Here is a 25264-nt window from a genome sequence, read left to right on the forward strand (position 1 = left end):
ATCGCCGGTCAGTGGATGCGCATTATAGGGAGATCTCGGATTAGCGCAAGTGTTTATTTCAATTTTTTTTCTGTTCGTTCTCTTTTTGAACTTTGCGTCTATTTTTGATACTAAAAACACCTTTTGCGTACAAAAAATATACGCCTTATCTTTTTATTGTCTATTCGGTATATTCTATCAATCATGCTTAATTGCTCTGCTTCTACTTTTATTACCGTATTTCCGATCTCCATAGTAACGAATAGTAGGGATCATTCTCTCGTCAACTCCCCCCATCCACTGCTATGCTTTTCTTATATACAAAGCAAAATCAAGTACGAGGCAAAATTATGGGGAAATCAGCAATTCGGAACTACTTAAACCTTTCACCTTCTATTGGTAAAGATGTTTTTATCGATGAGACCGCAACAGTTATTGGCGATGTACGTATTAATAAAGATGTCAGTATCTGGCCGATGGTAGTTATTCGAGGGGATGTGAATTACATAAGTATTGGTGAAAGATCAAATATCCAAGATGGTTCCGTTCTTCATGTCACTCATATTTCTCACAATGATCCTGAAGGTTTTCCTCTTATTATTGGTGATAATGTTACTGTTGGGCATAAAGTAATGTTACACGGATGCACAATAGGTAATCGAGTGTTAGTTGGGATGGGATCTATTTTACTCGATGGTGCAATTATTGAAGATGATGTCATGATTGGTGCTGGTAGTTTAGTTCCACCAGGAAAACGGCTTGAGAGTGGTTTTCTTTACTTAGGAAGCCCAGTTAAAAAGATCCGTCCACTCTCATCAGAAGAGATAGAACACTTTATCTATTCTGCTAATAATTATGTCGGGTGGAAAAATAATTATTTAGATACTTATCAATCAGCCATTGATAAAGAATAAATAGGATGAAGAGTTGATAACTCATATTCGGTGATCAGCTCTTCAAATTCTTCTTCAATGTCCCAACGATTTCGTTTAAATAATAAAATTCCGTCTCCAACACCAAAACGCTCAATAAGCTCTTGCTCGGTGATTTGACAATTAAAAAGCATTCCATTGATCATAACAGGAAACAGAACACTATTACTTTCAGCTAGCCATATTTCGCGATCTGGAAATTGAATAGATTGGTTCATTGATTCAATTTTTCTCTTAATACAGTTAAAACAGGATTAATATCTGGTACATACTCATACCATAGTTCAAATGCATAGGCCGCTTGCCCTACAAGCATACCTAATCCATCAGATAAACGTGTACTTCCATGTTTTAATGCGTTGTATAAAAATGATGTCATTCCTGCTTGATAATAAAGATCGTAGCAAGCTGTTTCAAAACTATACACATCATTAGGGATAGGTGGTAAATCATTAATCATACTAGACGCAGATGCATTTATGATTAAATCATAATGTCTATCAGCAACATTTTCGGGGGCTATCGCTCGAATTGTACCAAATTGACCAAATTCTTTTACCAGTTGCTCAGCTTTGGCGAATGTACGATTGGTCAAGGTAATATCACAATCATAATCAAGTAATGGAAGCAATATTCCTCTTGTTGCACCACCAGCGCCAATCACCAAAACAGATCCAACTTTACCAGGTACAATAAAATCAAGTCTGGCTAAATCCAAAATAAGCCCTTGTCCATCGGTATTATCACCAAGAAGAGTACCATCATCCAGTTTAACAATAGAGTTAACCGCACCACATCCCTTTGCTCTATCTGTCAATTTATCAACAAAACGAAAAGCATCTTCTTTAAAAGGGACGGTAACATTAGCACCCCGTCCACCATTAGCAAAAAACTGAGACGCTGTTTTATCAAATTCATTCAAAGGAACAAGTAAACGCCCATAGCCATACTCTATTCCAGTTTGTTTTGAAAAAAACTGATGAATGAAAGGTGATTGGCTATGTTCGACAGGATTTCCCATCACTAAATATTTTTCCATCAAAATCACCCTTGTCGATATAGTTCACCCGTTAATGCATCTCGAATTTCAGAAGGATTTTGTCTACCGCCAACATCTCCTTCAACAATAGGAATTATATCCTGAAATTGTTCTCTTACTTCTTCAACCGTACGACATGGTGGCAACCCACTTAAATTAGCGCTAGTCGAAACTAAAGGTTTTCCATAAGTTAAACATAACTCTTTGACAATCGCATGGTCAGTTACTCTCACCGCCAAAGAAGAAAATTTTCCAGTTAACCACTTTGGTGTCGTCGACTTGGCGGGAATGACCCATGTAACTGGCCCAGGCCAAGAGGCAAACATCCTATCTCGTTGAATGTGTGTTAATGCACTATCATCAATGTAAGGTTTTAGTTGCTCATAATTATCAGCAATTAAAATTAATCCTTTTTCAATTGAACGTTGTTTTAATGCTAATAAGTCCATAACAGCGCATTCACTATCAGGATCACAGCCAACCCCGAATACAGCTTCTGTTGGATATGCGATAACTTTATTATTTTGTAGTGCTTCTATAATAGTGTTGTTTACAGGTGATGCTTCGTTATTCATGTTCTTCTCTTTTTGTTTGCGGCTTCCCACATAATTTGCTGGCGCACACTAATCTTACTCCCTGAGAAGACCTTTTTTCCATCAATAATAGATAATGACAATACTCACATTCACCATTAACAGGTTTATTATTTAACACAAATTGACATTCTGGGTATTGGTTACAAGCATAAAATATTTTACCAAACCGAGACTTACGTTGTAACAGTTTTCCTTTTTTACATTGAGGGCAAGGAATGATAGTTTCATCTGGCTTATCAATTTGCTCTATGTGTTCACATTCTGGATAATTACTGCAACCAATAAACATTCCAAATTTACCCTGACGCAACACTAAATTAGCGCCACAACATTGACAAGGTTGCCCTTCTAGTACTTTTATAATTTGGCCATCACCTTGCGGTTTTAATGTTTTTATATAATGGCATCCAGGATAAGCAGAACACCCTAGAAAAGGGCCATGACCACCATTTTTCATGACCAATTCACTACCACACTCAGGGCATTTTTCCTGTTTAGGTTGCTGTGTAAACGGCATATTTTTTGCCATTGTTTTACCTCATACACTTATTCCAATCGAGTATAGCCACCAGCCACAATAACGATTTTTTCTATAAGCTCAAGTTCTAATAGAAGAGGAGCTAATTCAGATGTTGATAATCCACTATCATGAGCAATAATATCAATGGGCACTATTTCATTAACACGTAGAAAAGGTAATATCATATCAATTGATTGTTGTTGATTTGGTGTCAATGGCTCTCTTTGAAGATCCTTTTTTTTATTATCAGGGATCTGTATAAACTTTTCGGCTATCGACTCTTGTGAGAGTTCATAATCACTAGTAAACCACTGCAATGAACTATTTAAATATTCTAAAATATCATCTGGTGAAGATGCTAAATTTGCACCTTGCTTAATAAGTTGATGATTTCCTTCAAAATGAAGATCCCCTAATAATCCAGGTAAAACAAATAATTCCTTACCTTGTTGCAATGCATAGTTGGCAGTAATCAAAGAACCACTTTTAATCCCTGCTTCAATAATGAGTAATGTAGCACTTAACCCACTAATAATTCGATTACGTTGAGGAAAATGACGAGCTAAAGGCGGAGTCATTGGTAAATGTTCAGAAATTAGAAGGCCAGACTCTTTTATTTGTGTTGCAAGGGTACGATGGAATGAGGGATAAATATGTTCTAAACCACTTCCAAGTACAGCAATAGTGACACCATTATTCTTTAGTGCACTTCGATGCCCTATTCCATCAATACCTTGAGCTAACCCACTCGTAATAGTAAATTCTTTCTTTACTAATTCTTGTGCGAAGTAAGTCGCCCATTTATTGCTGTATGCTGTTGCATTTCTACTACCTATTAATGCAATTTGTGTGCTTATTAAATGTTTTCGATTTCCTGCAACAAAAAGCAAAAGTGGCGGTGATGATATTTGCTTTAATAGAGGCGGATAATCTGAATCTGTAATAGTTAATAATGATGATTCATTTTTATCTAACCACTTTAATGTATTGTTGACAGCATCTGCATGAAGTCTTAAAAATTGATGACATTGCTGTTCTGACAAACCACAACTTTTCAATTGTCTATCATTTAGTTGTGTGACTGATTGTAAATACTTTGCAATTTGAATTGCTTTATTAATCGGTAATCTTGAAACAGCATTAAGCCTTATCCATATTTCTCTGGCATCCATGCATTATCCTAATGTTGTTTTTAGCAAACAGGATGAGTGCTAAACACACCAAATACTGTCAATCTAGATAATAAATGTCTAGAATAGACGTTAAATCCTATTCACATTTTAGAAACAGTCCGAATAAATTATGGCAGTGTTACACGTATTACATTATCCAGACGAGCGCCTTCGCACGATTGCAAAGCCAGTCGAAAAAGTTGATGCCGAAATTCAAAGAATCATAGATGATATGTTTGAAACGATGTATTTAGAAGAAGGTATTGGCTTAGCTGCGACACAAGTGGATATCCACCAGCGCATTATCGTCATTGATGTCTCTGAAACAAGAGATCAAAGACTGGTATTAATAAACCCAGAACTTCTTGATGCCGAAGGCGATACCGGTATAGAAGAAGGCTGTTTATCTATCCCAGAACAACGCGCTTTTATTCCTCGTGCTGAGCACGTAAAAATAAAAGCTCTTGATTACAATGGCCAACCCTTTGAGTTAGAAGCTGATGACTTATTAGCTATCTGCATTCAACATGAAATGGATCATTTAGTTGGTAAACTATTTGTAGATTATTTATCTCCATTAAAACGCCAACGTATCCGTCAAAAAGTTGAGAAACTCGATAAGCTAGATAAAAAAAGAGCTAAAGCAGGACAGTAACAGTTAAATTGAAACAGGAAGAAAACGTGTCTGATTCATTACGTATTATTTTTGCGGGGACACCCGATTTTGCGGCTCGACATTTAGCTGCATTGTTATCAACCCAACATCGTGTGGTGGGAGTTATGACTCCTCCAGATAAACCCGCAGGAAGAGGTAAGAAACTGACTATTAGCCCAGTTAAAGAACTGGCGTTAACTCATGATATTCCTGTTTATCAACCTGCCTCTTTAAAACCAGAAGAGAACCATGAATGGATTGTAGAGCAACAAGCTGACATTATGATTGTTGTGGCTTATGGGATGATCTTACCTAAAGCTGTTCTTGAAATCCCTCGTTTAGGTTGTCTAAATGTACATGGTTCTCTCCTTCCTAAATGGCGAGGTGCCGCACCGATTCAACGCTCTTTATGGGCGGGTGATAAAGAAACAGGTGTCACAATTATGCAGATGGATGTTGGCTTAGATACAGGCGATATGCTGTATAAAGCATCATGTCCAATTACAAATGAAGACACCAGTGCATCACTTTATGAAAAACTAGCAGAACTCGGCCCTAAAGCTCTAACGACTACACTAGATCTGATTACAACCGGTAAAATAAAAGCCGAAAAACAAGATGATAGTTTAGCGAATTACGCACAAAAATTATCTAAAGAAGAAGCAAAAATTGATTGGTCATTATCCGCTGAACAAATAGAGCGCTGTATAAGAGCCTTCAATCCATGGCCAATGAGCTTTTTCATGCTAGACGAACAGCCGGTAAAAGTATGGAAGGCACACGTTATTGCAGATGATACAAATCAACCTGTAGGAACTTTATTAAAAGCAGATAAAACAGGTATTTATATTGCGACAGGTAACGGCATTCTAAATATCACTGAATTACAGCCTTCAGGTAAAAAGCCTATGGCTTCTGCTGATTTACTAAACTCCAAGCGAGATTGGTTCACTCCTGGGAAAATCATTCAATAATAATTCTAAACCCTGATATTTATCCTTATCAGGGTTTTCCTTTTTTCACGCCAATGTAACACTTCTCTGGCGCTCAATATTAAACGTTGACTCATTATGAAAACGTCATACAACTTACGTAGCATTGCAGCAAAAGCAATCAATCAGGTATTAGATCAAGGCTTATCTCTAAGCACCGTCATACCAGAACTTCAAAAAAATATTTCAGATAAAGATAAAGCTTTATTACAAGAAATTTGCTTTGGTGTATTACGCACATTGCCACAATTAGAATGGATTATTCAGCAACTCATGGATAAACCATTAAAAGGTAAACAGCGTATTTTACACTATCTCATTATGGTGGGCTTATATCAGCTTCTTTATACGCGTATTCCTGCCCATGCAGCTCTAGCAGAAACAGTAAATGGTACTGTTGCATTAAAAAAACCACAGTTAAAAGGATTAATTAACGGTGTATTACGTCAGTTTCAACGCCAACAAGATATCCTAAATGAACGTTTTCAAAATAGTGAAAGTCGTTTTCTTCATCCATCATGGTTACTTGCTCGAATCAAGCATGCTTACCCTAAACAATGGATGAGTATTGTTGAAGGCAACAACCAAAAACCACCTATGTGGTTACGTGTTAATCAACAACACCATTCACGAGAAGAGTATTTGGCATTATTGGCAGATAATAATATTTCAGGCATTGCTGATAATAGCCACCCTTTTGCTATCCGTTTAGAGAATCCGTGTAACGTTAACCTTCTTCCCGGATTTGCAGATGGTTGGGTAACAATTCAAGATCGTTCTGCTCAACGTTGCGCTGAATTATTAGCACCAGAAAATAAAGAACAAATTCTCGATCTATGTGCCGCGCCAGGGGGCAAAACAACTCATATTTTAGAAATAGCACCTCAGGCTCAGGTTTTAGCCGTAGATATTGATGAACAACGTTTGAAACGAGTACAAGAGAATCTTACTCGTTTAAAACTCAATGCAATCGTCAAAAGTGGTGATGGACGTTATCCAGAACAATGGTGCGCAGGTATGCAATTTGATCGCATTTTACTTGATGCACCATGCTCAGCAACCGGAGTTATTCGCCGTCATCCTGATATCAAATGGCTTCGTCGTAATGACGATATTGAGCAATTAGCTCAAATTCAAAAAGAAATTCTTCATGCTATTTGGCCATACTTAAAATTTGGTGGCACACTCGTTTATGCTACATGTTCTATTCTTCCAGAAGAGAACATGCAACAAGTTGAAGCATTTTTGACATCAACTAAAGATGCACAATGCCATTACCAACATCAATGCTTACCTGAAAAAGAAGGCGGCGATGGTTTCTTTTATGCATTGATCAGAAAAATATGATCCTGTGATAAAAGATGATATCGGATCTAAAAGACGCTACTATTTCAACGCAAGATCATCAAGATCTTGCGTTTCTTTTCTATTTGTTAATCGAATACTCTGAGAAATTACGATGAAAATTATTATCTTAGGCGCTGGTCAAGTCGGTGGTACTCTCGCTGAAAATCTTGTCGGGGAGAATAATGACATTACTGTCGTTGATACTAATGCAGATCGTTTACGCCAACTTCAAGATAAATTCGATTTACGAGTAGTTAATGGGCATGGCTCTCATCCAAGGATCTTAAGAGAAGCAGGTGCAGAAGATGCTGATATGTTGGTTGCAGTTACCAATTCTGACGAAACCAACATGATAGCGTGCCAAGTGGCCTATACCTTGTTTAATACACCAAATAAAGTTGCACGTATACGTGCTTCAGAATTTGTTCGAGAAGCAGATAAACTATTTTTACCAGAAGCGATTCCCATTGATTATTTAATATCACCAGAACATTTAGTTATTGATTATATTTATAAACTTATTCAATACCCCGGTGCGTTACAAGTGGTTAATTTTGCCGAAGGCCAAGTCAGTATCGTTGCAGTCAAAGCCTATTATGGTGGGTCTCTTGTTGGTAATGCTTTATCAACATTACGAGATCATATGCCACATATTGATACTCGTGTTGCTGCAATTTTTCGTCAAGATAGACCTATTCGGCCTCAAGGCTCCACTATCATAGAAGCTGGAGATGAGGTTTTTTTTGTTGTCGCATCTCAGCATATCCGCGCTGTAATGAGTGAATTACAGCGATTAGAAAAACCATATAAACGCATTATGATTGTAGGTGGCGGTAATGTAGGGGCCGGTTTAGCAGCAAGATTGGAAAAAGATTATAGCGTCAAACTTATTGAACATAATCAACAGCGTGCAACAGAACTAGCTGAACTTCTTCATGACACAATTGTTTTTTATGGTGATGCATCAGACCAAGAACTTCTTGCAGAAGAACACATAGAACAAATCGATGTTTTTATTGCGCTGACTAATGATGATGAAGCTAACATTATGTCTGCAATGTTAGCAAAAAGAATGGGGGCAAAAAAAGCAATGGTCCTCATTCAGCGCAGTGCTTATGTTGATTTAGTTCAAGGTGGTGTTATTGATATTGCAATTTCACCACAGCAAGCAACTATTTCTGCACTTTTAGGTCATGTTCGCAAAGCGGATATTGTCAGTGTTTCATCATTACGCCGCGGTGTTGCTGAAGCAATTGAAGCTGTGGCTCACGGTGATGAAAATACATCAAAAGTCGTTGGTCGTCGTATACAAGATATCAAACTACCACCAGGTACTATTATTGGGGCAATTGTTAGAAATGAAGATGTCATTATTGCAAATGCAAGCCACTCTATAGAACAGGGCGATCATGTGATTATGTTTATCACAGATAAAAAATATGTCCCTGAAGTTGAAAAACTTTTCCAACCTAGCCCATTTTTCTTATAACAATTACTTAGAAATAAGAATAATAGTGATTGTTACTTATAATGGTCTACTATTATCATGTTAGATACTATATTTTTACATAATAAATCTATACTTAGATAAATAAGGGGTGGATATGTCTTTTTTCAAAGAGTTTCGTGAATTCGCAATGAAAGGCAATGTTGTTGACATGGCTGTCGGTGTCATCATTGGTGCAGCTTTTGGTAAGATTGTTTCATCACTGGTTGCTGATATCATTATGCCACCACTAGGACTATTAATTGGTGGTATTGATTTTAAACAGTTTAGCCTTGTATTAAGAGATGCAAGTGGCGATGTTCCAGCCGTTGTACTAAATTACGGTATGTTTATTCAAACTGTTTTCGACTTTGCTATTGTTGCATTCGCTATTTTCTGTGCGATTAAATTAATTAACAAAACACGCCGCCAAGCAGAAGAAGCTCCGAAAACACCACCTGCCCCATCAGCCGAAGAAACTCTATTAACAGAGATCCGTGATTTATTAAAAAATCAGCAGAAATAAAAACTAAAAGGCCAGTGATAACAATTGAAAGAATCTTTTGTTATCACTGGCCTCCCAGTTACCCTTCTTGTTATGTTTCGCTTTTCTCATAAAACTACCTTTCCCTTTCTTATTTTTTTCTACACGTTGTCTAAATAAAGGATCGTGAACCAACGCTGCTAAAGCATTATCTTTAATAACACCTTTTTGGTGCTGATATTTGCTAGACATAAAAACCTCTTAAATTGTTAAAGAACATAAAAGCATAATACGGTACAGATATTATTGCTTTGTAGCTCCAGATTCAAGTATTTCTAGAATTGAACAATAAGTACTCTCATGAGCACTACCACAACACGCATTACTCAACATCTTTAATGAATCTCGCATTCGCTCCATTTCTTTCAAGCGAATTTCAACTTCTGCTAGTCTTGCATCAACAATATGCTTTGATTCAACACAAGTATGGTGGGCAGGATCAACACGAATAGAAAGGAGCTCTGTAATAGCATCTAATGTAAAACCCAGCTCTTTTGCATAACGAATAAAACGTAAACGTTGGAGATCTTGCTCTGTATATAGCCGATAACCACCTTCTGTGCGTCTATCATGATCCATTAGTCCTTGTTTTTCATAAAACCGGATTGTATCTGTTGTTACATTAGCTAATTTTGCAACCTGCCCAATACGATACATGGATCATCCTCCATTGTTAATTATGAATAAGCATAGCAAATAACAAAAAAATAGAATTGAAATATAGTGCGAAGCTTATATTACAAAATAGCAGTATGATTAAACAGCAGAAAATAAATATGATGTAACACAAAAGAAGGTAAAGAGAAAAGCAAAAATAAAATATAAAAAGAAAAACCTTTATTTCCTGTGAATAGCATTTTCCTATAGATATAAAAAAACCGGATTAAAAAATCCGGTCTTTTTATTCGCTTCACTAAATAATAATTAAATTATTCAGCTGCTGCTTCTGTTTCAGAATCAGCACGGTCAACAAGCTCAATGTAAGCCATTGGAGCGTTGTCACCAGCACGGAAGCCACACTTCAGAATACGAGTGTAACCACCTGCACGGCTCGCAAAACGCGGACCTAATACTGTAAACAGTTTTGCCACGACTTCGTTATCACGAGTACGGGCGAATGCCAGACGACGATTAGCTACGCTGTCGGTCTTGGCAAGAGTAATCAGCGGCTCAACGACGCGACGCAGTTCTTTCGCTTTAGGCAAAGTTGTCTTGATTATCTCATGACGAACTAAAGAACCTGCCATGTTACGAAACATAGCCTGACGATGGCTGCTGTTGCGGTTCAATTGACGACCACTCTTACGATGGCGCATGACCTTATCCTTCTCAGTAAAACCTTAACCTGTGATCTTATTCATCAGCGATACTTGCAGGTGGCCAATTCTCGAGGCGCATACCCAGAGATAGACCACGCGACGCCAGTACGTCTTTAATCTCAGTAAGAGATTTCTTACCAAGGTTAGGCGTCTTAAGTAATTCAACTTCAGTACGCTGTACCAGATCACCGATGTAGTGGATTGCTTCTGCCTTCAGACAGTTAGCAGAGCGGACAGTCAATTCAAGATCGTCTACTGGGCGCAGTAAGATAGGATCGAATTCTGGCTTCTCTTCTTTAACTTCTGGCTGACGAACATCACGTAAGTCAACAAAAGCTTCAAGCTGTTCAGCCAGGATAGTCGCTGCACGGCGAATCGATTCTTCTGGATCGATAGTACCGTTAGTTTCCATCTCGATTACCAGCTTATCCAAGTCGGTACGCTGTTCAACACGAGCCGCTTCCACATTATAAGCAATACGCTCAACTGGGCTATAGCACGCGTCTACTAAAAGGCGACCGATAGGGCGCTCATCTTCTTCCGAATGAATTCGGGCAGAAGCCGGCACATAACCACGACCACGCTGAACTTTGATACGCATGTTAATAGATGCGTTTTCGTCTGTAAGGTGGCAGATAACGTGCTGCGGCTTGACGATTTCGACATCACCGTCATGGATGATATCGGCTGCAATAACAGGGCCAATGCCAGATTTGCTCAAAGTAAGAATAACTTCATCTTTACCATGAACTTTTACCGCCAACCCCTTAAGGTTGAGCAGTATTTCTAGGATATCTTCCTGAACACCTTCTTTGGTGCTGTACTCATGCAGTACACCATCAATCTCAACCTCTGTTACCGCACAACCCGGCATAGACGAAAGCAGAATACGGCGCAGTGCGTTACCAAGAGTATGGCCGAAGCCTCGCTCTAATGGCTCAAGGGTCACCTTGGCGTGCGTCGAACTGACTTGCTCGATATCAACCAGGCGCGGTTTTAGAAACTCTGTCACAGAACCCTGCATTGTGTCCTCTCTTTGGTGCTAAGCCTTACTTGGAGTAAAGCTCGACGATCAGGTGCTCGTTAATGTCAGCAGACAAGTCAGTACGTTCAGGAATACGTTTGAACACACCTTCCATCTTAGCAGCATCAACTTCCAGCCATGTTGGCTTTTCACGCTGTTCAGCCAGCTCTAAAGCAGCCTTGATACGAGACTGTTTTTTCGATTTTTCACGAACGCTGACTACGTCATTCGGGGAAACCTGATAAGAAGCAATGTTAACCACGCGACCATTTACCATGATTGCTTTATGGCTAACCATCTGACGTGCTTCTGCGCGAGTTGCGCCAAAGCCCATACGATAAACAACGTTATCCAGACGACCTTCCAGCAGAGTCAGCAGGTTTTCACCTGTGTTGCCTTTCAGACGAGTTGCTTCTTTGTAGTAGTTACGGAATTGACGTTCTAGAACACCGTAAATACGACGTACTTTTTGTTTTTCACGTAACTGAACACCGTAATCAGAAAGACGCGGTTTACGTGCGCCGTGCTGACCTGGTGCTTGTTCCAGTTTACACTTGGTGTCAATCGCCCGAACGCCAGATTTTAGAAATAAATCTGTACCTTCACGGCGGCTCAGCTTGAGCTTAGGACCCAAATATCTTGCCATTTTCTTTCTCCAACTTTCCTAAAAACGAAAACGTTATTAAACGCGACGTTTTTTCGGTGGACGACAACCGTTATGAGGAATCGGAGTCACATCAGTAATATTAGTGATGCGGAAACCAGCCGCGTTTAATGCACGGATAGTTGACTCACGACCAGGACCAGGTCCTTTAACCATAACTTCCAAGTTCTTAATTCCGTACTCTTTAACAGCTTCAGCGCAACGTTCTGCTGCAACCTGAGCCGCGAACGGAGTAGATTTACGAGAACCACGGAAACCGGAACCACCGGCAGTAGCCCAACCCAATGCGTTACCTTGACGATCGGTAATAGTAACGATTGTGTTGTTGAAAGAAGCATGGATATGAGCCACACCGTCAGAGACTTGTTTTCTTACACGCTTACGTGCACGAATAGGTGCTTTTGCCATTGTTCAAATACCCCGATTATTTCTTGATCGGCTTACGCGGACCCTTACGGGTACGTGCGTTAGTCTTAGTACGCTGACCGCGAACTGGTAGACCACGACGATGACGTAAACCACGGTAAGTACCAAGATCCATCAGACGTTTGATGCTCAGGGTAACTTCACGACGCAGATCACCTTCTACAACGTATTTGGCAACTTCGTCACGCAGCTTGTCGATTTGCTCTTCAGACAGCTCACTGATCTTAACATTTTCAGCAATACCAGCAGCTACACAGATAGCCTGTGAGCGGGTCTTACCGATACCGTAAATCGAAGTTAATGCGATTACGGTATGTTTATGATCAGGAATGTTAATGCCTGCTATACGGGCCACTATGCACTCCTAAATTAGCAGTTATACAGTACCATTCTGAAAAGCCCGTTTTCAGGATACTCAAACAATACTGTATATATTATAAAAGATTGGGCTGGCTAATTTAGCCAGCTCAACCGAACTTTGCAAGAAAAAAATGCAATAAATTAGCCTTGACGCTGTTTATGCTTAGGCTCGACGCTGCAAATTACACGCACGTGACCGTGACGTCTAACAATTTTGCAGTTACGGCACATTTTCTTGACGGAAGCACGAACTTTCATTTTTACTCTCCGTAACTTCTAAAACAAATCACTTATCAGTAATTAACCTTTAAGATTTGCTTTTTTCAATGCAGACTCATACTGACTTGACATCAGGAGAGTTTGCACTTGAGCCATAAAATCCATGATGACCACAACCACGATTAAGAGGGAAGTACCACCAAAATAGAAAGGTACTTTCATTGCGTCACGCATGAACTCCGGGATGAGACAGATAAAGGTAATATACAAGGCACCGATTAAGGTTAAACGAGTCATTACTTTATCTATATATTTAGCCGTCTGCTCTCCCGGGCGAATTCCTGGTACAAATGCACCGGACTTCTTCAGGTTATCTGCCGTTTCTCTTGGGTTGAAAACCAACGCCGTATAGAAGAAACAGAAGAATATGATTGCAGCAGCGTATAGTAGCACATAAATAGGTTGACCAGGCTGTAAATTTAACGAAATCGTCGTCAGCCAACCCCATCCTGTACCATCGCCAAACCAAGAGGTTATTGTACCAGGAAACAGGATAATACTTGAAGCAAAAATTGCTGGTATAACACCCGCCATATTTACTTTAAGTGGTAGATGTGTACTTTGTGCCGCGTATATTCTACGCCCTTGTTGACGTTTTGCATAGTTAACAACGATACGACGTTGTCCTCTTTCTACAAAAACAACAAAGAAAGTAACCGCGAACACCAATACTGCAACCAACAATAACAGGAGGAAGTGCAGTTCGCCTTGCCGCGCCTGCTCGATGGTTTGACCAATGGCAGGCGGAAGACCTGCAACGATACCTGCAAAGATAATAATTGAGATACCGTTACCAATACCACGTTCAGTGATTTGCTCACCTAACCACATTAGGAACATTGTTCCAGTGACTAAGCTCACAACAGCCGTAATATAGAATGGTAGACCTGGATTAATCACCAGACCTTGCATTCCTGGCATATTCGGTAAGCCTGTTGCGATACCAATTGATTGGAATATCGCCAGCACCAAAGTACCATAACGGGTATATTGGCTGATCTTACGACGACCGGCCTCCCCTTCCTTCTTAATCTCTGCTAACCGAGGGTTAACCACTGATAAGAGTTGGATAATAATCGATGCCGAAATATAAGGCATGATACCCAGCGCAAAGATAGAAGCACGGCTAAGAGCACCACCAGAGAACATGTTAAACATTTCAATGATGGTGCCTTTTTGCTGATCGAGCAATTTGGCAAGCACAGTGGCATCAATACCAGGGATAGGAATAAAAGAGCCAATCCTAAAGACAATTAGTGCACCAAGAACAAACAAAAGTCTGCGTTTTAGTTCACCAACACCACCTTTAGCACTCTGAAAATCTAAACCTGGTTGTTTAGCCATCTGTCACTTATTCCTCAATTTTACCGCCAGCTGATTCGATTGCTGCACGGGCACCTTTGGTAACACGCAGACCACGAATAGTCACTGCACGGTTAACCTCACCAGACAGAATTAATTTTGCAAATTCAATCTGTGGGCCAACAACGTTTGCGGCTTTCAGTGCATTCAGATCGATTACATCGCCTTCAACGTAAGCTAAATCAGACAGACGGATTTCCGCAGTCACGAAAGATTTACGTGAAGTAAAACCAAATTTTGGTAAACGACGATATAAAGGCATCTGGCCGCCTTCAAAACCACGACGTACGCCACCGCCAGAACGAGACTTCTGACCTTTGTGACCACGGCCGCCAGTTTTACCTAAGCCAGAACCGATACCACGACCTACACGTTTAGGCGCATGCTTGGCACCTTCAGCCGGAGACAGAGTATTTAAACGCATCTCTTACTCCTCAACTTTAACCATATAGGAAACCAAGTTGATCATACCGCGAACTGCTGGTGTATCTTCGCGTTCTACAGTGTGACCGATGCGACGCAGACCTAAACCAGTCATAGTTGCCTTATGTTTAGGCAGACGGCCGATTAAGCTGCGTGTTTGAGTAATTTTAATAGTCTTAGCCATGGTCATTACCCCAGAATTTCTTCAACGGATTTACCACGCTTAGCTGCGACCATATCTGGAGACTTCATGCTATCTAAAGCGTCCAGTGTTGCACGAACCACGTTAATCGGGTTAGTGGAACCATAGGTTTTAGCCAGTACGTTACGAACGCCAGCCACTTCTAGAACTGCACGCATTGCACCACCTGCGATGATACCAGTACCTTCATGAGCAGGCTGCATAAATACGCGAGAACCTGTGTGGGTACCTTTAACAGGGTGGAACAGAGTACCGTTGTTTAAAGCGACGGTTTTCATATTGCGACGGGCTTTTTCCATCGCTTTCTGGATTGCTGCCGGAACTTCGCGAGCTTTGCCATATCCAAAACCAACGCGGCCATTACCATCACCAACTACTGTAAGAGCGGTGAAGCTAAAGATACGACCACCTTTAACGGTTTTAGATACGCGGTTTACCGCGATCAGCTTTTCCTGCAGTTCGCCAGCTTGTTTCTCGATGTGAGCCATCTTACACTCCTACCTTAGAACTGAAGGCCAGCTTCACGGGCAGCATCTGCCAGTGCCTGGACTCGACCATGATATTGGAAACCGGAACGGTCAAATGATACTACTTTGATACCTTTTTCCAGAGCGCGTTCAGCAACAATTTTACCAACTACTGCTGCTGCTTCTTTGTTTCCAGTGTTTTTCAGTTGCTCAATGATAGCTTTTTCTGTAGTAGAAGCGGCCACCAAAGTTTCAGAACCGTTTGGTGCAATAACCTGCGCATAAATATGGCGAGGGGTACGGTGTACCACCAGGCGAGTCGCACCCAATTCTTGGAGCTTACGGCGTGCGCGGGTCGCACGACGGATACGAGCTGCTTTCTTATCCATAGTGTTACCTTACTTCTTCTTAGCCTCTTTGATACGCACAACTTCGTCGGCGTAACGAATACCTTTACCTTTATAAGGTTCAGGGCGACGGTAAGCACGCAGTTCAGCTGCTACTTGACCAATCACTTGCTTATCCGCACCTTTCAGTACGATTTCAGTTTGTGTTGGACATTCAGCAGTGATGCCTGCTGGCAGTTGGTGTTCCACTGGATGTGAAAAACCTACTGATAAGTTAACCGCATTGCCTTTAATAGACGCACGATAACCTACACCTACCAGTTGCAGTTTCTTAGTGAAGCCTTCGGTAACACCTACAACCATTGCATTTAACAGAGAACGAGTAGTACCCGCCTGTGCCCATGCATCAGCAAAACCATCGCGAGGTGCGAAAGTTAACTGGTTGTCAGCATGTTGAATTTCAACTGCATTATGGATAGTACGAGTTAGCTCGCCGTTTTTACCCTTAATCGTAATTACCTGACCGTTGAGTTTAACCTCTACGCCGGCAGGAATGACGACGGGTGCTTTTGCCACACGAGACATTCTTTCCTCCCGAATTAAGCTACGTAGCAGATAATCTCGCCACCAAGACCTGCTTGGCGAGCTGCACGATCAGTCATAACACCTTTTGAGGTAGAAACAACAGCGATGCCCAGTCCTGCCATAACTTGTGGCAGCTCATCTTTTCTTTTATAGATGCGCAGACTTGGACGGCTTACGCGCTGAATGCTTTCTACTACAGCCTTACCTTGGAAATATTTTAAAGTGATTTCCAATTCTGGCTTAGTGTCGCCTTCAATTTTAAAATCTTCGATATAACCTTCTTCCTTAAGCACGTTGGCAATCGCCACTTTCAGCTTGGAGGAAGGCATTGTGACCGCAACTTTATTCGCGGCCTGACCGTTACGGATACGGGTCAGCATATCCGCGATGGGATCTTGCATGCTCATCTGTCTTTACTCCCGTGATTCAATTATGGTAATTACCAGCTAGCCTTTCTAAGGCCCGGGATTTCACCGCGCATAGCGGCTTCACGGACTTTAATACGGCTGAGGCCAAATTTCCGCAGGAAACCGTGCGGACGTCCAGTTTGACGGCAGCGGTTACGCTGACGTGAAGGACTTGAATCACGTGGCATAGTTTGCAGTTTCAGAACAGCATTCCAACGATCTTCGTCAGATACGTTCACATCTGAAACGATAGCTTTCAGTTCTGCGCGTTTTGCGAAGAATTTCTCAGCTAAATTCGCACGTTTTACATCACGTGCTTTCATAGATTTCTTAGCCATGAATGCCCTGCCTTACTTGCGGAACGGGAAGTTAAACGCTGCTAACAGTGCGCGACCTTCATCATCTGATTTCGCAGTCGTAGTAATGGTAATATCCAAACCACGAACACGATCCACTTTATCGTAATCGATTTCAGGGAAGATGATTTGCTCACGTACGCCCATGCTGTAGTTACCACGTCCATCAAATGATTTAGCGGACAAACCACGGAAGTCACGGATACGTGGTACAGCAATAGAGATCAGGCGTTCAAAGAACTCCCACATGCGTTCGCCACGCAGGGTCACTTTACAGCCGATCGGATAGCCCTGGCGGATTTTGAAGCCTGCAACAGATTTGCGTGCTTTGGTGATCAAAGGCTTTTGACCTGAGATTGCTGCTAAATCAGCTGCTGCATTGTCCAGCAGTTTTTTATCAACAATCGCTTCACCAACACCCATGTTCAGGGTGATCTTCTCGACCCGAGGGACTTGCATGACAGAATGGTAACCAAACTGAGACATCAGTTTTTGGACTACCTCGTCTTTGTAGTAATCATGCAGTTTCGCCATCGTATACTCCAAATTACTTGATAGTTTCTTTATTAGACTTGAAGAAACGGACTTTTTTGCCGTCTTCGAATCTAAAACCTACACGGTCAGCCTTGCCGGTTGCCGCATTGAAGATTGCAACGTTAGAAACTTGGATAGAAGCTTCTTTTTCAACGATGCCACCTGGTTGGTTCAGAGCCGGAACTGGCTTCTGATGTTTTTTAACCAGATTGATACCTTCAACGATAACTTTACCAGAAGAAAGAACCTGTTTTACTTTACCGCGCTTACCTTTATCTTTACCAGTTAGCACGATAACTTCGTCTTCACGACGGATTTTCGCTGCCATTGCCTGCTCCTTAGAGTACTTCAGGTGCCAGAGAGATTATTTTCATAAACTTCTCGTTACGAAGTTCACGAGTAACCGGCCCAAAAATACGCGTACCAATAACTTGCTCGCTGTTGTTGTTTAACAATACACAAGCGTTGCTATCGAAGCGAATGACAGAACCGTCAGGGCGACGAACACCCTTCTTGGTGCGCACCACTACCGCTTTCAGTACATCACCTTTCTTAACTTTACCACGTGGAATTGCTTCCTTGATGGTAATTTTGATGATGTCACCTACATCTGCGTAGCGACGGTGCGAGCCACCTAGAACCTTGATACACATTACGCGACGTGCACCGGAGTTGTCGGCCACGTTCAGCATAGTCTGTTCTTGGATCATTTTAGTGCTCCGCTAAATGTCAACTACTACTGAGCCACTTCCACATTAGAAGAGGCCGTTCAATATCCCATAATACGAGGGAGCGGCATTATAACACCACATTCTCGATATGGACAGAAAAAATAAACGGCTCGTTCAGTTTTGAGCCGTTTATTTCGTACGAAAAGGCTATTTTATTACAGAACAGCTTTTTCTACAACGCGAACTAACGCCCAAGACTTAGTCTTAGACAGTGGACGTGTTTGACGAATTTCTACTACGTCACCAATTCCACATTCGTTGTTCTCGTCATGTACATGCAGTTTGGTCGTACGACGGATAAACTTACCATATAATGGGTGTTTAACCATACGATCGATAGCAACGACAATAGATTTCTCCATTTTGTCACTAACTACACGACCTTGCAGAGTACGGATTTTATCGGTCATTACGCACCCGCCTTCTCAGTCAGTAAAGTCTTAACGCGTGCGATATTACGACGCACTTGTTTCAACAGATGAGACTGTTGTAACTGACCACTTGCTGCCTGCATACGCAGGTTAAACTGCTCACGCAGTAAGTTCAGCAGTTCTGTGTTCAGCTCTTCAACGCTCTTTTCGCGCAGCTCTTTTGCTTTCATTACATCACCGTCTTAGTTACAAAGGTGGTTTTGATAGGCAGTTTTGCTGCCGCCAGCTTGAATGCTTCACGGGCCAGTTCTTCAGGCACACCATCCATTTCATACAGGACTTTACCTGGCTGGATTAAGGCAACCCAATACTCAACGTTACCTTTACCTTTACCCATACGGACTTCGAGCGGCTTTTCAGTGATTGGTTTGTCTGGGAACACACGGATCCAGATTTTACCCTGACGCTTAACTGCACGGGTCATTGCACGACGTGCCGCTTCGATCTGACGTGCAGTCAGACGACCACGGCCCACAGCTTTAAGACCGTAAGTCCCGAAGCTTACATCCGCACCAGCAGCTAAGCCACGGTTGCGGCCTTTGTGCACTTTACGGAATTTTGTACGCTTTGGTTGTAACATCAGCGACTCTCCTTACTTGCGGCCTTTACGCTGCTGCTTTTTAGGTTGAGCAGCCGGTTTTTCCGCCTGTTCAACTGCAGCCATACCACCCAGGATCTCACCTTTGAAGATCCATACCTTAACGCCGAGCACACCATAAGTGGTTTGTGCTTCTGAGGTATTGTAGTCGATATCTGCACGCAGAGTGTGCAGAGGTACACGACCTTCACGATACCATTCAGTACGAGCGATTTCAGCGCCACCTAAGCGACCACTTACTTCCACTTTAATACCTTTAGCGCCTAAACGCATAGCGTTCTGTACCGCACGCTTCATAGCACGACGGAACATAACACGACGTTCCAGCTGTGAAGTGATGCTGTCAGCAACTAATTTTGCGTCCAGTTCAGGTTTACGTACTTCGGCGATATTAATTTGCGCAGGAACGCCAGCGATATCCGCTACGTTTTTGCGCAGTTTTTCAACATCTTCACCTTTTTTACCGATAACGATGCCTGGGCGAGCAGTGTGAATAGTCACACGGATGCTTTTCGCAGGACGTTCGATAACGATACGAGATACAGATGCTTTAGCCAGTTCTTTAGTTAAGTACTGACGTACTTTAAAGTCGCTGTCTAGGTTGTCAGCGAATTCATTGGTACCCGCATACCATGTGGAATTCCAAGGCTTGACAATGCCAAGGCGGATACCATTAGGATGTACTTTTTGACCCATTGCTAGTCTCCAGAGTCTCAGCGATCAGACACAACCACAGTGATGTGGCTGGTGCGCTTCAGAATACGATCTGCACGGCCTTTTGCACGAGGCATAATGCGCTTCATAGAAGGACCTTCGTCAACAAAGATCTTAGCTACTTTCAGATCATCAATGTCAGCGCCATCGTTGTGTTCTGCATTAGCAATAGCAGACTCCAGTACTTTCTTCACTAAACCAGCAGCTTTCTTGTTGGTAAAGGTTAAAATTTCCAGAGCTTGCGACACTTTCTTACCGCGAATCAGGTCAGCTACCAAGCGAACCTTCTGAGCAGAAGAACGAGCGTGGCGATGCATAGCGATAGTTTCCATCTCTTCCTCCTACCTTATTTTTTCTTAGCCTTTTTATCGGCTGCATGACCGCGATAAGTACGGGTCGGCGCGAATTCACCCAGTTTGTGACCAACCATTTCGTCGGAAACGTAAACTGGAACATGCTGACGACCATTATGGACAGCGATGGTCAAACCGATCATGTTAGGAAAGATCGTTGAACGACGGGACCAAGTCTTAACAGGCTTTTTGTCACCGCTTTCCACCGCTTTCTCTACCTTCTTCAGCAAGTGCAGGTCAATGAAAGGACCTTTCTTGAGAGAACGTGGCATGGCTTATCCTCTAATTATTTCTTAGTACGACGATGAACGATGAAATGTTCAGTGCGTTTGTTTTTACGAGTCTTCTTACCTTTGGTTTGAACGCCCCAAGGTGTTACTGGGTGTTTACCAAAGTTACGACCTTCACCACCACCATGTGGGTGATCGACTGGGTTCATCGCAGTACCGCGAACGGTAGGACGAATACCACGCCAGCGACTTGCACCAGCTTTACCCAGAACGCGTAACATGTGCTCAGAGTTGCCAACTTCACCGATAGTTGCACGGCAATCAGAAGGAACTTTACGCATTTCACCAGAGCGCAGACGAATAGTGACATAAGCACCATCACGAGCAACGATCTGAACGTAAGTACCAGCTGAACGAGCTAACTGACCACCTTTACCTGGTTTCATTTCTACGTTATGAACTGTAGAACCAACCGGGATATTACGCATTGGTAAGGTGTTACCCGCTTTGATAGCAGCATCAACGCCAGACTGAACTTTATCACCCGCTTTCAGGCCTTTTGGAGCCAGAATGTAGCGACGTTCACCATCAGCATACAGCACTAAAGCGATGTTAGCTGAACGGTTTGGATCATATTCCAGACGTTCTACTGTTGCAGGGATACCATCTTTGTTGCGTTTGAAGTCAACAATACGGTAAGCCTGTTTGTGACCACCACCGATATGACGGGTAGTGATACGACCATTGTTGTTACGACCACCGGACTTGCTGTTTTTTTCCAGCAATGGCGCATAAGGTTTCCCTTTATGCAGCTCAGGGTTTACCACTTTAACTACGTGGCGACGGCCCGGAGACGTAGGTTTACATTTAACAATTGCCATTGTTCTTTACTCCTCCGACTTACTCAGCGCCGCCGACGAAGTCCAGATTCTGGCCTTCCTTCAGGGTGACGTAAGCTTTTTTCCAGTCGCTACGACGACCAATACGCTGACCGTGACGTTTCACTTTGCCTTTCATCAGCAGAGTGTTAACACTTTCAACTTCGACTTCAAACAGTTTTTGTACAGCTGCTTTAATCTCTGCTTTGGTCGCGTCTTTAGCAACTTTGAGAACGATGGTGTTTGATTTTTCCATCGCGATAGAAGCTTTTTCAGATACATGCGGCGCGCGCAGTACTTTCAGCAGACGTTCTTCACGGATCATGCCAGCATCTCCTCAACTTGCTTCACAGCGTCAGCAGTCATGACGACTTTGTCGAAGGCGATTAAGCTAACAGGGTCGATTGTTGCTGCATCACGTACGTCAACTTTATATAAGTTGCGTGCTGCTAAATACAGATTCTCATCTACATCAGCAGTGATGATCAGAACATCTTCCAGAGCCATATCTTTCAGTTTCTGTGCTAAAAGTTTAGTTTTAGGCGCTTCAACAGAGAACTTCTCTACGACGATCAGACGATCTTGACGTACCAGCTCAGACAGAATGCTCTTCAGAGCACCACGGTACATCTTTTTGTTTACTTTTTGACTGTGGTCCTGTGGTTTAGCTGCGAAGCTAACACCACCAGAGCGCCAAATTGGGCTCTTGATTGAACCTGAACGTGCACGACCTGTACCTTTCTGTCTCCAAGGCTTTTTGCCTGAACCAGAAACTTCAGCACGGGTTTTCTGAGCACGAGTACCTTGACGAGCACCAGCAGCGTATGCAACGACTACTTGATGCACAAGCGCTTCGTTAAAGTCACGCCCGAAGGTAGTTTCGGAAACAGTCAGCGCGCCTTGCGCGTCTTTCATTACCAATTCCATTCCTATCTCCTCGACGTTACGCCTTGACAGCTGGTTTAACGATCAGGTCACTGCCAGTTGCACCTGGAACAGCACCTTTGACCAGCAGCAGGTTGCGCTCAGCGTCAACACGTACTACTTCCAGGCTCTGAACGGTAACTTGTTCGTTACCCAGTTGACCTGCCATTTTCTTGCCTTTGAACACCTTACCCGGAGTCTGGTTCTGACCGATAGAACCCGGAACACGGTGAGACAAGGAGTTACCGTGGGTAGCATCTTGAGTACGGAAGTTCCAGCGCTTTACAGTACCAGCAAAACCTTTACCTTTAGATGTTCCAGTAACGTCGACTTTTTTAACGTCAGCGAAAATTTCTACGCTAATGCTTTGACCTACAGTGTATTCTTCGCCTTCATTCAGACGGAATTCACGTAGTAAGCGGCCAGCTTCGACACCAGCTTTAGCAAAATGACCTGCTTCAGGTTTCAGTACACGGTTAGCTTTTTTGCTACCAGTAGTCACCTGAATGGCACGATAACCGTCTTTCTCCAGATCTCTGACCTGAGTAACACGGTTGTTTTCAATTTCGATAACGGTTACAGGGATTGAAACGCCATCTTCAGTGAAGATACGCGTCATTCCTACTTTCTTACCGACTAAACCAATCATTGTTTCAACCTCTCAATCGCTTGATGACCTGATTAACCTAGGCTGATCTGCACGTCTACGCCGGCAGCCAGATCCAGACGCATCAGAGCATCAACGGTTTTCTCGGTTGGCTCAACGATGTCAACCAGACGTTTGTGAGTGCGAATTTCATACTGATCACGCGCATCTTTATTAACGTGCGGAGAAATCAACACTGTGAAACGCTCTTTGCGAGTCGGCAGTGGGATTGGACCACGAACTTGCGCACCAGTGCGCTTAGCAGTCTCTACGATTTCCGCAGTTGATTGATCAATCAGACGATGATCAAAAGCTTTCAGGCGGATACGGATTCTTTGGTTCTGCATGAGACCAGAGCTCCAACTATTTTTTATAAACGTAAATGATCACTACTCGTACCCATTTCGATTGATGAGAGAGTGTAATCGTTCTGCATATAACTCCCCAATCGGGAGTATTATATTTAATGCAATAAAAAATCTGCATTAGCTGATTAATCAGCCTCACTAAATCAGTGAGCCTGCGCATTATACTTGCCTGAGTGATGAAATCAAGCCAAGAATAAAAAATCATCGATAAAAATAAGCTTTATTATTTAAAAAATGAAAAAAGCAAAGGCAATCTTCATTCCCTTTGCTTTAAATAGGTTTGTAAATGTTGTCGATAAGAGAAAATTGACGCCTTTTTTATTGAGGATTATTCTTCAATAATCTGAGCTTGTAGGTAATTTTGAAGTCCTATACGCTCAATTAACTCAAGCTGAGTTTCGATCCAATCAATGTGCCCTTCTTCATCAGTTAAGATTTCTAACATTAAATCTCTGCTCACATAGTCATGAATAGAATCAGCATACGCTATTGCTTCACGTAAATCTTTGGCACCGCCAAGTTCTAATTCAAGATCAGAGCGTAGCATCTCTTCAACATCTTCACCGATATTTAGTTTGCCTAAATCTTGTAAGTTAGGAAGCCCCTCTAGAAATAAAATACGTTCAATATATTTATCAGCATGTTTCATTTCATCGATAGATTCATGGTATTCCATTTCATTGAGACGAGTTAGACCCCAATTTTTGAACATTCGGGCATGCAGGAAATACTGATTAATCGCAACAAGCTCACCACCTAATAATTTATTAAGGTGGGCTATCATTTTTTTATCACCTTTCATTTTTATGCTCCTTTGCTTCCAGTCTTTTTAGTGTAGACCTTTTATACAAAGTGGAGAGAAAGGAAATTTAAAATTTGTTATGCAACTTCAGAAATTTGAGGATAAAGGAGAGATTGCTCACTTTCAATGATTTGACGAGCTTGACGTACACACTTACCGCAACAACTACCAACAGGTAAGATCTTGCGTAATTCATTAATAGTGTGGATTTGATGTTTGTGAACTGTGGAAATAATTTTTTTATCACTCACACCATGACAAAGACAGACGTACATAATAGCAACCTCATTAACTACTCACATAGCGAATAGTAAATGATAACTATTGTGATTTCAATTTCTATTTAACTTGGGTGTTCTAATCTAATATAGAAACTAACATGATAATAAGAGAATAAATTGAGGATTAGATTTAGCTAAGTTAAAAAGAACTATTTCTAGATACAAAAAAGGGCATCAATGATGCCCTTTCTCTATAACTTAAAGCAGGTTAGGGATTAACCTAATACTTTAGCAACAACGCCCGCACCTACTGTACGGCCACCTTCGCGGATAGCGAAACGTAAACCGTCG

Annotated in this window: 44 protein-coding genes; 6 read left to right on the top strand and 38 right to left on the bottom strand. The window is 41.9% G+C overall.

Going from position 1 to position 25264, the window contains the following annotated elements:
• The first annotated feature begins 329 nt into the window (after positions 1 to 329).
• Positions 330 to 893, top strand: a complete 564-nt coding sequence (locus ABN080_RS17810; protein ID WP_072071071.1) for a gamma carbonic anhydrase family protein — start codon at positions 330 to 332, stop codon at positions 891 to 893.
• Here the strand turns inward: ABN080_RS17810 and ABN080_RS17815 are convergent.
• Genes ABN080_RS17815 through dprA form a run of 5 tightly spaced genes read right to left on the bottom strand, consistent with a single transcriptional unit; the run spans position 869 to position 4238 of the window.
• A complete protein-coding gene (locus ABN080_RS17815) occupies positions 869 to 1129 on the bottom strand; it encodes a DUF1488 family protein (RefSeq protein WP_196554955.1) in 261 nt (86 codons plus the stop codon). The two genes, ABN080_RS17810 and ABN080_RS17815, sit on opposite strands and share 25 nt — an antisense overlap.
• Complete coding sequence (gene aroE / locus ABN080_RS17820) at positions 1126 to 1950, bottom strand: shikimate dehydrogenase (RefSeq protein WP_196554954.1); 825 nt, start codon at positions 1948 to 1950, stop codon at positions 1126 to 1128. The genes ABN080_RS17815 and aroE overlap by 4 nt, the downstream gene beginning before the upstream one ends.
• Positions 1951 to 1955: 5 nt before the next feature.
• On the bottom strand, positions 1956 to 2525 hold the full coding sequence (tsaC, locus tag ABN080_RS17825; RefSeq protein ID WP_349441651.1) for an L-threonylcarbamoyladenylate synthase type 1 TsaC: 570 nt from the start codon (positions 2523 to 2525) through the stop codon (positions 1956 to 1958).
• Positions 2518 to 3075 carry a topoisomerase DNA-binding C4 zinc finger domain-containing protein gene (locus tag ABN080_RS17830; RefSeq protein ID WP_349441652.1) on the bottom strand — a complete coding sequence of 186 codons (558 nt, stop codon included), beginning with the start codon at positions 3073 to 3075 and terminating at the stop codon, positions 2518 to 2520. The genes tsaC and ABN080_RS17830 overlap by 8 nt, the downstream gene beginning before the upstream one ends.
• Before the next feature lie 17 nt (positions 3076 to 3092).
• Complete coding sequence (gene dprA / locus ABN080_RS17835) at positions 3093 to 4238, bottom strand: DNA-processing protein DprA (protein WP_349441653.1); 1146 nt, start codon at positions 4236 to 4238, stop codon at positions 3093 to 3095.
• 130 nt (positions 4239 to 4368) lie between these two features.
• Between dprA and def the strand changes: the two genes are divergently transcribed.
• From def to mscL, 5 genes are all read left to right on the top strand, one after another.
• Positions 4369 to 4893, top strand: coding sequence for a peptide deformylase (gene def, locus ABN080_RS17840; RefSeq protein ID WP_349441654.1), 525 nt, complete (start codon positions 4369 to 4371; stop codon positions 4891 to 4893).
• Between the two features lie 26 nt (positions 4894 to 4919).
• Positions 4920 to 5867, top strand: a complete 948-nt coding sequence (gene fmt, locus ABN080_RS17845; protein ID WP_196554950.1) for a methionyl-tRNA formyltransferase — start codon at positions 4920 to 4922, stop codon at positions 5865 to 5867.
• Between the two features lie 96 nt (positions 5868 to 5963).
• On the top strand, positions 5964 to 7232 hold the full coding sequence (gene rsmB, locus ABN080_RS17850; protein WP_340894661.1) for a 16S rRNA (cytosine(967)-C(5))-methyltransferase RsmB: 1269 nt from the start codon (positions 5964 to 5966) through the stop codon (positions 7230 to 7232).
• A 112-nt stretch (positions 7233 to 7344) separates the two neighbouring features.
• Entirely contained in the window at positions 7345 to 8721 is a 1377-nt protein-coding gene (trkA, locus tag ABN080_RS17855) for a Trk system potassium transporter TrkA (protein WP_036933204.1), read from the top strand.
• A gap of 115 nt (positions 8722 to 8836) precedes the next feature.
• Positions 8837 to 9244 carry a large-conductance mechanosensitive channel protein MscL gene (gene mscL, locus ABN080_RS17860; RefSeq protein WP_349441655.1) on the top strand — a complete coding sequence of 136 codons (408 nt, stop codon included), beginning with the start codon at positions 8837 to 8839 and terminating at the stop codon, positions 9242 to 9244.
• A gap of 3 nt (positions 9245 to 9247) precedes the next feature.
• Here mscL and ABN080_RS17865 read toward each other — a convergent pair whose 3' ends face one another.
• The 33 genes from ABN080_RS17865 to ABN080_RS18025 form a co-directional block, all read right to left on the bottom strand.
• Positions 9248 to 9454 carry an alternative ribosome-rescue factor A gene (locus ABN080_RS17865; protein WP_072071080.1) on the bottom strand — a complete coding sequence of 69 codons (207 nt, stop codon included), beginning with the start codon at positions 9452 to 9454 and terminating at the stop codon, positions 9248 to 9250.
• 51 nt (positions 9455 to 9505) lie between these two features.
• Positions 9506 to 9919 carry a Zn(2+)-responsive transcriptional regulator gene (gene zntR, locus ABN080_RS17870; RefSeq protein ID WP_069368787.1) on the bottom strand — a complete coding sequence of 138 codons (414 nt, stop codon included), beginning with the start codon at positions 9917 to 9919 and terminating at the stop codon, positions 9506 to 9508.
• 272 nt (positions 9920 to 10191) lie between these two features.
• Positions 10192 to 10578, bottom strand: coding sequence for a 50S ribosomal protein L17 (gene rplQ, locus ABN080_RS17875; RefSeq protein ID WP_004246940.1), 387 nt, complete (start codon positions 10576 to 10578; stop codon positions 10192 to 10194).
• Positions 10579 to 10615: 37 nt separating this feature from the next.
• Positions 10616 to 11605 carry a DNA-directed RNA polymerase subunit alpha gene (locus tag ABN080_RS17880; protein WP_006535513.1) on the bottom strand — a complete coding sequence of 330 codons (990 nt, stop codon included), beginning with the start codon at positions 11603 to 11605 and terminating at the stop codon, positions 10616 to 10618.
• A 25-nt stretch (positions 11606 to 11630) separates the two neighbouring features.
• The gene (rpsD, locus tag ABN080_RS17885; RefSeq protein ID WP_004246942.1) at positions 11631 to 12251 is read right to left on the bottom strand and encodes a 30S ribosomal protein S4; all 621 of its coding nucleotides are present in this window, start codon (positions 12249 to 12251) and stop codon (positions 11631 to 11633) included.
• A 36-nt stretch (positions 12252 to 12287) separates the two neighbouring features.
• Positions 12288 to 12677, bottom strand: a complete 390-nt coding sequence (gene rpsK / locus ABN080_RS17890) for a 30S ribosomal protein S11 (protein WP_002919257.1) — start codon at positions 12675 to 12677, stop codon at positions 12288 to 12290.
• Positions 12678 to 12693: 16 nt separating this feature from the next.
• On the bottom strand, positions 12694 to 13050 hold the full coding sequence (gene rpsM, locus ABN080_RS17895) for a 30S ribosomal protein S13 (RefSeq protein WP_036914623.1): 357 nt from the start codon (positions 13048 to 13050) through the stop codon (positions 12694 to 12696).
• 146 nt (positions 13051 to 13196) lie between these two features.
• Entirely contained in the window at positions 13197 to 13313 is a 117-nt protein-coding gene (gene rpmJ / locus ABN080_RS17900) for a 50S ribosomal protein L36 (protein ID WP_071788572.1), read from the bottom strand.
• A gap of 42 nt (positions 13314 to 13355) precedes the next feature.
• On the bottom strand, positions 13356 to 14678 hold the full coding sequence (gene secY, locus ABN080_RS17905) for a preprotein translocase subunit SecY (RefSeq protein ID WP_006535510.1): 1323 nt from the start codon (positions 14676 to 14678) through the stop codon (positions 13356 to 13358).
• 7 nt (positions 14679 to 14685) lie between these two features.
• Positions 14686 to 15120, bottom strand: coding sequence for a 50S ribosomal protein L15 (rplO, locus tag ABN080_RS17910; RefSeq protein ID WP_004246944.1), 435 nt, complete (start codon positions 15118 to 15120; stop codon positions 14686 to 14688).
• A 3-nt stretch (positions 15121 to 15123) separates the two neighbouring features.
• The gene (rpmD, locus tag ABN080_RS17915; RefSeq protein ID WP_036914634.1) at positions 15124 to 15303 is read right to left on the bottom strand and encodes a 50S ribosomal protein L30; all 180 of its coding nucleotides are present in this window, start codon (positions 15301 to 15303) and stop codon (positions 15124 to 15126) included.
• Positions 15304 to 15308: 5 nt separating this feature from the next.
• Complete coding sequence (gene rpsE / locus ABN080_RS17920; protein ID WP_023583472.1) at positions 15309 to 15809, bottom strand: 30S ribosomal protein S5; 501 nt, start codon at positions 15807 to 15809, stop codon at positions 15309 to 15311.
• A 14-nt stretch (positions 15810 to 15823) separates the two neighbouring features.
• Complete coding sequence (gene rplR, locus ABN080_RS17925) at positions 15824 to 16177, bottom strand: 50S ribosomal protein L18 (RefSeq protein ID WP_023583471.1); 354 nt, start codon at positions 16175 to 16177, stop codon at positions 15824 to 15826.
• A 9-nt stretch (positions 16178 to 16186) separates the two neighbouring features.
• Positions 16187 to 16720 (bottom strand): 50S ribosomal protein L6, encoded by a 534-nt coding sequence (rplF, locus tag ABN080_RS17930; protein ID WP_036933221.1) that lies wholly within the window; start codon positions 16718 to 16720, stop codon positions 16187 to 16189.
• 14 nt (positions 16721 to 16734) lie between these two features.
• Positions 16735 to 17127: a 30S ribosomal protein S8 gene (gene rpsH / locus ABN080_RS17935; protein ID WP_004246950.1), complete on the bottom strand. Its 393-nt coding sequence runs from the start codon at positions 17125 to 17127 to the stop codon at positions 16735 to 16737.
• Positions 17128 to 17159: 32 nt separating this feature from the next.
• The gene (rpsN, locus tag ABN080_RS17940; protein WP_006535503.1) at positions 17160 to 17465 is read right to left on the bottom strand and encodes a 30S ribosomal protein S14; all 306 of its coding nucleotides are present in this window, start codon (positions 17463 to 17465) and stop codon (positions 17160 to 17162) included.
• Positions 17466 to 17477: 12 nt separating this feature from the next.
• Positions 17478 to 18017, bottom strand: a complete 540-nt coding sequence (gene rplE / locus ABN080_RS17945; protein ID WP_036933223.1) for a 50S ribosomal protein L5 — start codon at positions 18015 to 18017, stop codon at positions 17478 to 17480.
• A 13-nt stretch (positions 18018 to 18030) separates the two neighbouring features.
• Positions 18031 to 18345 carry a 50S ribosomal protein L24 gene (rplX, locus tag ABN080_RS17950; protein ID WP_006535502.1) on the bottom strand — a complete coding sequence of 105 codons (315 nt, stop codon included), beginning with the start codon at positions 18343 to 18345 and terminating at the stop codon, positions 18031 to 18033.
• A gap of 10 nt (positions 18346 to 18355) precedes the next feature.
• Positions 18356 to 18727: a 50S ribosomal protein L14 gene (gene rplN / locus ABN080_RS17955; protein ID WP_004246955.1), complete on the bottom strand. Its 372-nt coding sequence runs from the start codon at positions 18725 to 18727 to the stop codon at positions 18356 to 18358.
• Positions 18728 to 18903: 176 nt separating this feature from the next.
• Complete coding sequence (gene rpsQ / locus ABN080_RS17960) at positions 18904 to 19158, bottom strand: 30S ribosomal protein S17 (RefSeq protein ID WP_023583468.1); 255 nt, start codon at positions 19156 to 19158, stop codon at positions 18904 to 18906.
• A complete protein-coding gene (rpmC, locus tag ABN080_RS17965) occupies positions 19158 to 19349 on the bottom strand; it encodes a 50S ribosomal protein L29 (protein WP_004238624.1) in 192 nt (63 codons plus the stop codon). The genes rpsQ and rpmC overlap by 1 nt, the downstream gene beginning before the upstream one ends.
• Positions 19349 to 19759 carry a 50S ribosomal protein L16 gene (gene rplP, locus ABN080_RS17970; RefSeq protein ID WP_006535500.1) on the bottom strand — a complete coding sequence of 137 codons (411 nt, stop codon included), beginning with the start codon at positions 19757 to 19759 and terminating at the stop codon, positions 19349 to 19351. Before rplP ends, rpmC begins: the two co-directional genes overlap by 1 nt.
• A 12-nt stretch (positions 19760 to 19771) precedes the next feature.
• Positions 19772 to 20473, bottom strand: a complete 702-nt coding sequence (gene rpsC, locus ABN080_RS17975; protein WP_023583467.1) for a 30S ribosomal protein S3 — start codon at positions 20471 to 20473, stop codon at positions 19772 to 19774.
• Between the two features lie 17 nt (positions 20474 to 20490).
• Positions 20491 to 20823 (bottom strand): 50S ribosomal protein L22, encoded by a 333-nt coding sequence (rplV, locus tag ABN080_RS17980; RefSeq protein WP_006535498.1) that lies wholly within the window; start codon positions 20821 to 20823, stop codon positions 20491 to 20493.
• Positions 20824 to 20837: 14 nt separating this feature from the next.
• Positions 20838 to 21116, bottom strand: coding sequence for a 30S ribosomal protein S19 (gene rpsS, locus ABN080_RS17985; RefSeq protein WP_004246960.1), 279 nt, complete (start codon positions 21114 to 21116; stop codon positions 20838 to 20840).
• A gap of 14 nt (positions 21117 to 21130) precedes the next feature.
• Positions 21131 to 21955, bottom strand: a complete 825-nt coding sequence (gene rplB / locus ABN080_RS17990) for a 50S ribosomal protein L2 (protein WP_006535497.1) — start codon at positions 21953 to 21955, stop codon at positions 21131 to 21133.
• Between the two features lie 19 nt (positions 21956 to 21974).
• Entirely contained in the window at positions 21975 to 22277 is a 303-nt protein-coding gene (gene rplW / locus ABN080_RS17995; protein WP_004246962.1) for a 50S ribosomal protein L23, read from the bottom strand.
• Positions 22274 to 22879, bottom strand: coding sequence for a 50S ribosomal protein L4 (rplD, locus tag ABN080_RS18000; RefSeq protein ID WP_023583466.1), 606 nt, complete (start codon positions 22877 to 22879; stop codon positions 22274 to 22276). The genes rplW and rplD overlap by 4 nt, the downstream gene beginning before the upstream one ends.
• A 16-nt stretch (positions 22880 to 22895) precedes the next feature.
• Positions 22896 to 23525: a 50S ribosomal protein L3 gene (rplC, locus tag ABN080_RS18005; RefSeq protein WP_023583465.1), complete on the bottom strand. Its 630-nt coding sequence runs from the start codon at positions 23523 to 23525 to the stop codon at positions 22896 to 22898.
• A 32-nt stretch (positions 23526 to 23557) separates the two neighbouring features.
• Positions 23558 to 23869 (bottom strand): 30S ribosomal protein S10, encoded by a 312-nt coding sequence (rpsJ, locus tag ABN080_RS18010; protein ID WP_001181005.1) that lies wholly within the window; start codon positions 23867 to 23869, stop codon positions 23558 to 23560.
• 349 nt (positions 23870 to 24218) lie between these two features.
• On the bottom strand, positions 24219 to 24692 hold the full coding sequence (gene bfr / locus ABN080_RS18015; RefSeq protein WP_196554949.1) for a bacterioferritin: 474 nt from the start codon (positions 24690 to 24692) through the stop codon (positions 24219 to 24221).
• A gap of 77 nt (positions 24693 to 24769) precedes the next feature.
• A complete protein-coding gene (gene bfd, locus ABN080_RS18020; RefSeq protein WP_196554948.1) occupies positions 24770 to 24967 on the bottom strand; it encodes a bacterioferritin-associated ferredoxin in 198 nt (65 codons plus the stop codon).
• A gap of 221 nt (positions 24968 to 25188) precedes the next feature.
• The coding region (locus tag ABN080_RS18025; RefSeq protein ID WP_072077167.1) for an EF-Tu C-terminal domain-related protein at positions 25189 to 25264 on the bottom strand (76 nt) is incomplete at its 5' end.

This window comes from Proteus sp. fly-1089 (genome assembly GCF_040138965.1).
GTDB classification, from domain to species: Bacteria; Pseudomonadota; Gammaproteobacteria; order Enterobacterales; family Enterobacteriaceae; genus Proteus; species Proteus vulgaris_B.